The sequence below is a fragment of the Bacillus sp. EE-W1 genome (assembly GCF_009760835.1).
GTDB classification, from domain to species: domain Bacteria; phylum Bacillota; class Bacilli; order Bacillales; family Bacillaceae_G; genus Bacillus_A; species Bacillus_A wiedmannii.
The window spans coordinates 212,569-219,850 of record NZ_WIPE01000052.1 but is presented as its reverse complement, the minus strand read 5'-3'; the positions used below and the strand labels follow the sequence as shown (position 1 = coordinate 219,850).

10 protein-coding genes are annotated in these 7,282 nt (G+C 35.0%); 6 read left to right on the top strand and 4 right to left on the bottom strand.

Annotation, left to right across the window (positions count from 1 at the left end; all coding sequences use genetic code 11):
- The first annotated feature begins 673 nt into the window (after nt 1-673).
- Nucleotides 674-1,909 (top strand): dicarboxylate/amino acid:cation symporter, encoded by a 1,236-nt coding sequence (locus GFJ36_RS06315; protein ID WP_000814822.1) that lies wholly within the window; start codon nt 674-676, stop codon nt 1,907-1,909.
- Between the two features lie 22 nt (nt 1,910-1,931).
- Here GFJ36_RS06315 and GFJ36_RS06310 read toward each other — a convergent pair whose 3' ends face one another.
- Nucleotides 1,932-2,087: a hypothetical protein gene (locus GFJ36_RS06310; protein ID WP_000184933.1), complete on the bottom strand. Its 156-nt coding sequence runs from the start codon at nt 2,085-2,087 to the stop codon at nt 1,932-1,934.
- A gap of 136 nt (nt 2,088-2,223) precedes the next feature.
- Nucleotides 2,224-2,643, bottom strand: coding sequence for a MarR family winged helix-turn-helix transcriptional regulator (locus GFJ36_RS06305; protein WP_137035313.1), 420 nt, complete (start codon nt 2,641-2,643; stop codon nt 2,224-2,226).
- 162 nt (nt 2,644-2,805) lie between these two features.
- On the opposite strand from GFJ36_RS06305, the gene GFJ36_RS06300 reads away from it, so the two are divergent.
- A complete protein-coding gene (locus GFJ36_RS06300; RefSeq protein WP_087984835.1) occupies nt 2,806-3,237 on the top strand; it encodes a YrvL family regulatory protein in 432 nt (143 codons plus the stop codon).
- A 33-nt stretch (nt 3,238-3,270) separates the two neighbouring features.
- Entirely contained in the window at nt 3,271-3,858 is a 588-nt protein-coding gene (locus GFJ36_RS06295) for a thioredoxin family protein (protein ID WP_097890357.1), read from the top strand.
- Nucleotides 3,859-3,887: 29 nt separating this feature from the next.
- Here the strand turns inward: GFJ36_RS06295 and uppP are convergent, their stop codons facing one another.
- Nucleotides 3,888-4,679 (bottom strand): bacitracin resistance undecaprenyl-diphosphatase, encoded by a 792-nt coding sequence (uppP, locus tag GFJ36_RS06290; RefSeq protein ID WP_060489503.1) that lies wholly within the window; start codon nt 4,677-4,679, stop codon nt 3,888-3,890.
- 181 nt (nt 4,680-4,860) lie between these two features.
- Here uppP and GFJ36_RS06285 point away from each other — a divergent pair, with 181 nt between their 5' ends.
- From GFJ36_RS06285 to GFJ36_RS29035, 3 genes are all read left to right on the top strand, one after another.
- Complete coding sequence (locus GFJ36_RS06285) at nt 4,861-6,225, top strand: MATE family efflux transporter (RefSeq protein ID WP_088062618.1); 1,365 nt, start codon at nt 4,861-4,863, stop codon at nt 6,223-6,225.
- A gap of 70 nt (nt 6,226-6,295) precedes the next feature.
- Complete coding sequence (locus GFJ36_RS06280) at nt 6,296-6,469, top strand: hypothetical protein (protein WP_000343559.1); 174 nt, start codon at nt 6,296-6,298, stop codon at nt 6,467-6,469.
- Nucleotides 6,470-6,489: 20 nt separating this feature from the next.
- Entirely contained in the window at nt 6,490-6,639 is a 150-nt protein-coding gene (locus tag GFJ36_RS29035) for a hypothetical protein (RefSeq protein ID WP_000743739.1), read from the top strand.
- Between the two features lie 63 nt (nt 6,640-6,702).
- On the opposite strand, the gene GFJ36_RS06275 is transcribed toward GFJ36_RS29035, so the two are convergent.
- Complete coding sequence (locus tag GFJ36_RS06275) at nt 6,703-7,221, bottom strand: biotin transporter BioY (protein ID WP_097890359.1); 519 nt, start codon at nt 7,219-7,221, stop codon at nt 6,703-6,705.
- Between the last annotated feature and the right edge of the window lie 61 nt (nt 7,222-7,282).

Sequence of the window (7,282 nt, the reverse complement as noted above, 5' to 3'; positions counted from 1 at the left end):
CCCAGTGTCTTTGAATAGCTTCCATCCCTAATTAAATTGACATAAATTGTCCCCTTCCTTAGGCCATCATTTGCGATGGTCTTATTTTTTTGTTTACTCTATACTTTATATAAAACTCCCTCTCTCTTTCACTCTATGTTCACATGGGGGGCACATCCAACTTTTATAGTATATGTATCGAAGTTGTTCCTCCCTAATTTATAAGACATTCCCCAGTGTCTTTGAATAGCTTCCATCCCTAATTAAATTGACATAAATTGTCCCCTTCCTTAGGCCATCATTTGTGATGGTCTTATTTTTTGTTTTCTCTACCTCTTATATAAAACTCCCTCTCTCTTTCACTCTATGTTCACATGGGGGGCACATCCAACTTTTATAGTATATGTATCGAAGTTGTTCCTCCCTAATTTATAAGACATTCCCCAGTGTCTTTGAATGGCTTCCATCCCTAATTAAATCGACATAAATTGTCCCCTTCCCTAGACCATCCTATGTGATGGTCTACTTTGTGTTCTAACTAGATTCCCCAACTTTTTTGCTTACTTTAGCAAAAGCAATCTATATTTAAATACATATTTTCATACAAAATATTCAGAAAATACTGTCAAAATAGGCGGTTTTTCTGTACAATTAATGTAGAAAGTAATTTCACAAAAATAAAGGGGGGGTTTTATTGAAACAAACAAAAGCAATCTTAATCGCATTATTTCTCGGTTTAGTCGTCGGACTCACTTTAAATTTAGCTGCACCATCCATTTTTGAACCATTAAATCAATATGTGTTCAATCCACTTGGTCAATTATTTATTCGCCTCATTAAAATGCTAGTTGTTCCTGTTGTATTCATTTCTATCGTGCTTGGATCTGCTGGGCTTGGAGACCCGAAACAACTTGGAAGAATCGGCTTAAAATCAATTTCATTCTTTCTTGTAACTACAGCCGTTGCCATCTCTATTGCAGTTACATTTGCACTGATTATACAACCAGGATCTGGCGGTAACTTTAAAACCGAAGGGCTTAAATATGAAGGGGCAAAAACCGAAACATCTTTCGTCGATACATTGCTAAATATCGTACCAGATAACCCAGCAAAAGCGATGGCTGATGGAAACATGTTACAAATTATTGCCTTTGCCGTATTAATCGGACTCGGTATAGCTATTTTAGGAAAACGGGTTCAAGGTATCCATTCATTACTTGAACAGGGCAACGAATTAATGATGTATCTTGTTAATCTCGTTATGAAATTAGCTCCAATCGGAACATTTGGATTGCTCGCTTCATCCGTTGGTAAAATGGGTCTTGCAGGCGTCGCTGCGATGTTCAAGTATATGATTGTCGTTATGCTAGTACTTATTATTCACGGCGTCTTCGTCTATGGCGGATTATTAAAGGTATTAGCAAAAGAAAGTATTGTCCGTTTCTTTAAACATTTCGGACCGGTAATGGCAATTGGGTTTAGTACATCTAGCTCTAATGCATCTCTTCCGTTTGCAATGAAAACAGCACAAGAAAAACTTGGCGTTCCAAAAGCGATAAGTTCTTTTGTACAACCACTAGGTGCAACAATTAATATGGATGGTACTGCCATTATGCAAGGTGTAGCAACTGTGTTTATCGCTCAAGTATACGGAGTTGAGCTTACTATGTCCCAATTAGCTGTCGTCGTATTAACTGCTGTACTAGCTAGTATCGGTACTGCTGGTGTACCAGGTGTTGGACTTGTAATGCTTACGATGGTTTTAAATCAAGTAAATCTACCAGTAGAAGGTATTGCCTTAATTATCGGTATTGATCGCATTTTAGATATGTCAAGAACAGCTGTAAATATTTCCGGTGATGCAATTTGCGCAATGATCGTCGCAAAATCAGAAGAAAAATATAATACGGATCAATCCGCAGCATCTTAAATCAAAAAAGGAGTGAATTATTTCACTCCTTTTTTGATTTACTTCCTTTTTTCGAACGATATTCTTTTCCTTTATTATCATTACCAGTCTCAAATTCAGTACTAAACTCTTGCTGAAATTGTCCTGATTTTGGTGAGCCTTGATTTCCGCTCCCTTTACTACCATTTCGATTTGTCATATGTCTGCCCCCTTCCTTTACTAGTAGTATGTTACATATTTTCTTTTTTATAATCTTTTACATACGAAAGAAGACCTTCCTCTCATAAGGAAGGTCTTCTCCTTTATTACGTAAGCGTTTTCTTACCTGTGATGAATTAAATAAGTTTTTTAGAAATTGATATCATTATATTCATTTCTTCTTCTGAAAGCGTGGAGAATCTTTCTTGTAAATATTTCTTTTTCTCCCCTTCCATTTTTGCAACTAAATCTTTTCCTTGTTCTGTAATCTCCAAATATACAACTCTGCGATCTGACGTAGAACGTGAACGAGTTACAAAACCTTTATTAATTAATTTTTCTGTAACAGCTGTAATATGACTATTCGACACATTTAACTCATTGGCTACACGTGATACCATTTCTTTATTCGTACGATTCAATATTCTAAGGACGATGAACTCATTCCACGGTATGTAACCACCAAATATCTTTCCAATATCATTACGCAACGTGCGGAACATAGCAAAAACATTTGTCGATAGTTCTTCCATTAATTGCTCTCGATTTTGAGACAACTTTGACAGCCCCTTTTATTTCATTTAGTTAAATAAAAACCTTATTAATAATTTTACATGAAATCTTACTTTTTGTCACCTTATTTTCCCACAATTCGTAGTTTTTTAATAGATATTTCATGATACAATAAAGTTGATTTTCCAGAAAAAGGGGATGGAATAGTGAGTGAAGAAGAAAAATTTTCTAATCTCAATCTAAAAGATAAGACTTTGATTATTGGTTTTGTTATTCTGTTTCTCATTATAATTTTTGCATTTATATTCTTTGTTTATGTAGGAATCTTTCATATTACAGGTATAGAGTATAGATCACGCACTGCTTTACTTCTATTTTTTCTATTAATCACTTTCTTAGACGGTATTACATTCTTTATCTTCGGTTTCCTCAAGGCGTTGCTATATCCAATGACAAAAAACATGCCAAATTGGCTGGCTATTACTCTTTTTGCAATCATTGAAATTACGCTAGATTGGTTCGTCATTCATACTGCCGATGATTGGATAGAGAGCGTACAACTGTCCAATCTTACTGAATTATGTGTCGTACTATTCCTTTTCCTATTAAATCAATTATTAAGTGACAAGAAAGAGTAAGAATGCAAGCTTTTCTATATAAAAATTGGTACAATGAAAACAAATCATACTAAAGAGGTGTTACTTATGAACTTACAACAATGGGCTGATAAAGGTATGTCCTTTGATACATATGTGAATGAAATGAAAGTAAATCAATATGAGCTACTGCACATTTACAATAACTTTTCAATTCCAAATGAATTACTTCCTGTATTAGAAGAACGCCAAAATGATGGCTGGCGTGTTATCGTATTAACAGCTGATTGGTGTGGTGACGCTCTTTTATGCGTACCTGTTATGAAACGAATTTCTGAAGTTGCAAATATTGATATGAGATTATTAATTCGCGATGAAAACTTAGAATTAATGGATCAATATTTAACAAATGGAACAGCACGTGCCATTCCAATTTTTATTTTCATTGATAAAGATGGAAATGAACAAGCCGCTTGGGGACCACGCGCTCCAAAAGTACAAGAGTTAGTAACTTCAATGCGCGCTACATTGCCTGAAAAAGAAGATCCAACATTCGAAGAGAAACAAAAAGAAATGTACGCTAATTTCCGTGCTACATTAGCTGATGATACTTCTCTTTGGGAACATGTAATGGAAAGCATGATGGAAAAAGTAGTAAAATAAAAAAACTGCCGAACTCGGCAGTTTTTTTATTACATAATGAAGAAATAGAATACCGCAGCTAAAATGAAACGATAGTAAGCGAACGGTGTTAGTTTTACACGACCTAATAATTTTAAGAATGAAACAATTGCAAGCATCGCAACAACGAATGCTGTAATAAATCCTGTTGCAAATAACGGGATATCAGCCGCACTTAATATATCCCAGCTTTTAATTAAATCTAAACCACTTGCAGCTACCATCATTGGTACTGCTAAAATAAATGTATATTCAGCCGCCGCTGTATGTGACACGCGAGCTAATAAACCACCACTTATTGTAGAACCAGAACGAGAAAATCCTGGCCAAAGCGCTAAACATTGGAACATCCCAATTGTAAATGCTTGCTTATATGTGATTTCATCTAATGTTCTTGCTGTACTTGGTTTCGAAAACTTCTCAGCAACAATCATTAAAATACCACCAGCCACTAAACTGATGACAACTGGGCCTGGCCCAAATAAAACTTCTTTAATCGCACTATGGAACAATACGCCAAGTACGCCGGCAGGAATCATCCCGATAATAATATGTAATAAATTTAACGATGGTCCATCTGTTACTTTCCCAATACCTACTAAAGACCATAGACGCTTCCAAAATATAACAACAACTGCTAAAATCGATCCCAATTGAATAACAACTTCGAAAACTTTCGCTCTCTCGTCGTCAAATCCAAGTAAATGACCTGTTAAAATCATATGTCCTGTTGATGAAACTGGTAAAAACTCTGTTAAACCTTCAACAGCACCCATGATTATTCCAATTAACCAATCAGCCACGAGTAGTGCCTCCTTAATAACAAATATGTAATTTTTCACACCTTATCATAATACCTTATCCCCTTTTAAAGTGCATCCTTTTTTTATTGATTGTACATGTTGTATGCGCGTATTTCTTTTCTATTTTTTGATTAAATTGTATGATAGTATGAGTTTGTTTTTTTAGCGGAAAGGGGATTTTATGAAAGAAACTAATTCATTCTCACAAAAATTAAAGCAATTTGTATTACTATTTTTCCCGATTTTCGTAACGCAAATGTCATTATTTGCAATGAGTTTTTTCGATACGACAATGTCCGGGCACGCAAGTCCTATTGATTTAGCGGGTGTTGCTATCGGAACAAGTATATGGCTTCCCGTTAGTACCGGATTAACAGGAATTTTAATGGCTACTACTCCAATTGTTGCGCAGCTAGTTGGATCAAAGAAAAAAGAGGATGTTCCCCAAGTTGTCATACAAGCAGTATATTTAGCAATTTGTGCTAGTTTCGTGGTCATCCTTATCGGTTTCTTCACTGTTTCACCTATTTTAAACGGCATGCGCCTGGAAGAACCCGTGGAACGTATTGCGGCACAATTTTTAAGTATTATTGCAATTGGAATTATCCCTTTATTTACTTACACTGTTTTACGCGGCTTTATTGATGCATTAGGAAAAACTCGCACAACGATGATCATTACATTACTATCATTACCAATTAACGTAGTATTAAATTATGTATTAATTTTTGGTCATTTCGGTTTTCCAAAACTCGGTGGTGTTGGAGCGGCAATTGCTTCTGCAGCAACCTATTGGTGCATTTTAATCATTACCGTTATTATTATTCGTACGAAAGAGCCTTTCGCATCTTTCAATATATTTAAACAATTATATCGTCCTTCTCTTTCAAGTTGGACTGAATTCTTAAAACTTGGCGTCCCTATCGGATTTGCTATCTTTTTTGAAACGAGTATTTTCGCTGCGGTGACACTTATGATGAGTAATTTTAGTACGACAACAATCGCTGCTCATCAAGCAGCTATGAACTTCGCTTCCTTGTTATATATGACTCCTTTAAGTTTAGCAATGGCAATGACCATCGCTGTTGGATTTGAAGTTGGAGCAAAGCGATACAATAACGCAAAACAATATGGATTTATCGGGATTGGCTTAGCACTTGCATTCGCCCTATTATATTCAATTCTTCTCTACTTCTTTGATGATGCAATTGCTTCAATTTATACGACAGATATACAAGTTCATCATTTAGCAAAAGAATTTCTTATATTTGCGATTTTATTTCAAATTTCAGATGCAATTGCAACTCCTGTACAAGGGGCACTACGTGGTTATAAAGACGTAAATGTTTCCTTAATTATGACATTAATCGCTTACTGGGTAATAGGTCTCCCTCTCGGTTACATATTAGCAACTTATACTGACTGGGCAGCAAAAGGATATTGGATCGGTCTTATTATCGGTCTAGCATTTGGCGCTATCTTCCTTCTTGTCCGTCTCTTTCAAGTTCAAAGAAAATATACAACAGAAAACCGCCGCTCACGATAGAGGGGCGGTTTTCTTTATGCATATTTTTTCTTTGAACGTATAACATAATGAAAAAGAAAGGTGGATACATATGGACGAAAAAGAAAAAAAGCAATCATTCGATGAAGAATTCGCCCCTGAAATTTCTCCTGGATATCGGCAAGATGTACATAAGCCACCTAAATATAAAAACACCTCGTTTTTAATGGGCATTACCATTTTTGCTGCGGTGTTACTCGTACTCATCATTTTCGTTTATTTTTAAGGAAAGGTGACATATTATATATGAAGAAACAAGATTCCAATCGTTCAAAAAGAACTGTGAAAACAGAAAAAGGGTATGCAGGTGATTCTGTTCTTACACAGAAACAAGTCGAGCAAGGAAATTTATATATTGCTCAAAAAGAACTTGGTCAACAAAATGAAAACCTTTAGAATCCCTCAAAGAACTGGGGGATTTTTTTATCCGCTATTTGTAGCACTAATTCATGTTTCACTTTATTTTACATACTGTTTTTGTTCTAACACCTTAAATATATTATTAACCTTTACAATTTTTATTTCATAATTCAATTTCATTTCGCTTCTCTTACCATTTTCAGCACCCGCAACGTACGCTACAGTTTGATAACGAAAACTTTCATCCGTCACTTCACGTATGTCCTCGTTTGTAAATTTATACTCTAAATCCCGAAACCGATTTGGATAATAATTTCCTATTAATTGTTCATACCCTCTATTTACAAATAGTACTTCACCTTTTCGTTTCACATCTTCTTTATTATTAAGCTCAAACACTGATAATTGCTCTGTCACAAAATGTTTTCCTACCTTTTTCATTTCATTATGAGTTAAAGTTTCTATACTTTTGTTCTTTAATTCATTATTTAATCCGTACTTATTAATCGGTTTAAAGCTAGCAAAAACCTCTTCTTTATATGACCAAAACAATCCAAAAGCGATACATAGAGAAATGATGAATAGTCTTTTCTTCGTAATACTCCCGCCCTTCTTCATAATGATAGTTATATTTTAACATATAGAAAGAAAATTCTGATATCATGAAGTGGAATAACTT

What these genes read in the sequence shown, in the direction of transcription:
- GFJ36_RS06280 (WP_000343559.1), top strand. Translation starts at nt 6,296, where the DNA reads ATGGACGAAAAAGAAAAAAAGCAATCATTCGATGAAGAATTCGCCCCT.
- GFJ36_RS06295 (WP_097890357.1), top strand. Translation starts at nt 3,271, where the DNA reads ATGAAAACAAATCATACTAAAGAGGTGTTACTTATGAACTTACAACAA.
- GFJ36_RS06275 (WP_097890359.1), bottom strand. Translation starts at nt 7,221, where the DNA reads ATGAAGAAGGGCGGGAGTATTACGAAGAAAAGACTATTCATCATTTCT.
- GFJ36_RS06310 (WP_000184933.1), bottom strand. Translation starts at nt 2,087, where the DNA reads ATGACAAATCGAAATGGTAGTAAAGGGAGCGGAAATCAAGGCTCACCA.
- GFJ36_RS06285 (WP_088062618.1), top strand. Translation starts at nt 4,861, where the DNA reads ATGAAAGAAACTAATTCATTCTCACAAAAATTAAAGCAATTTGTATTA.
- GFJ36_RS29035 (WP_000743739.1), top strand. Translation starts at nt 6,490, where the DNA reads ATGAAGAAACAAGATTCCAATCGTTCAAAAAGAACTGTGAAAACAGAA.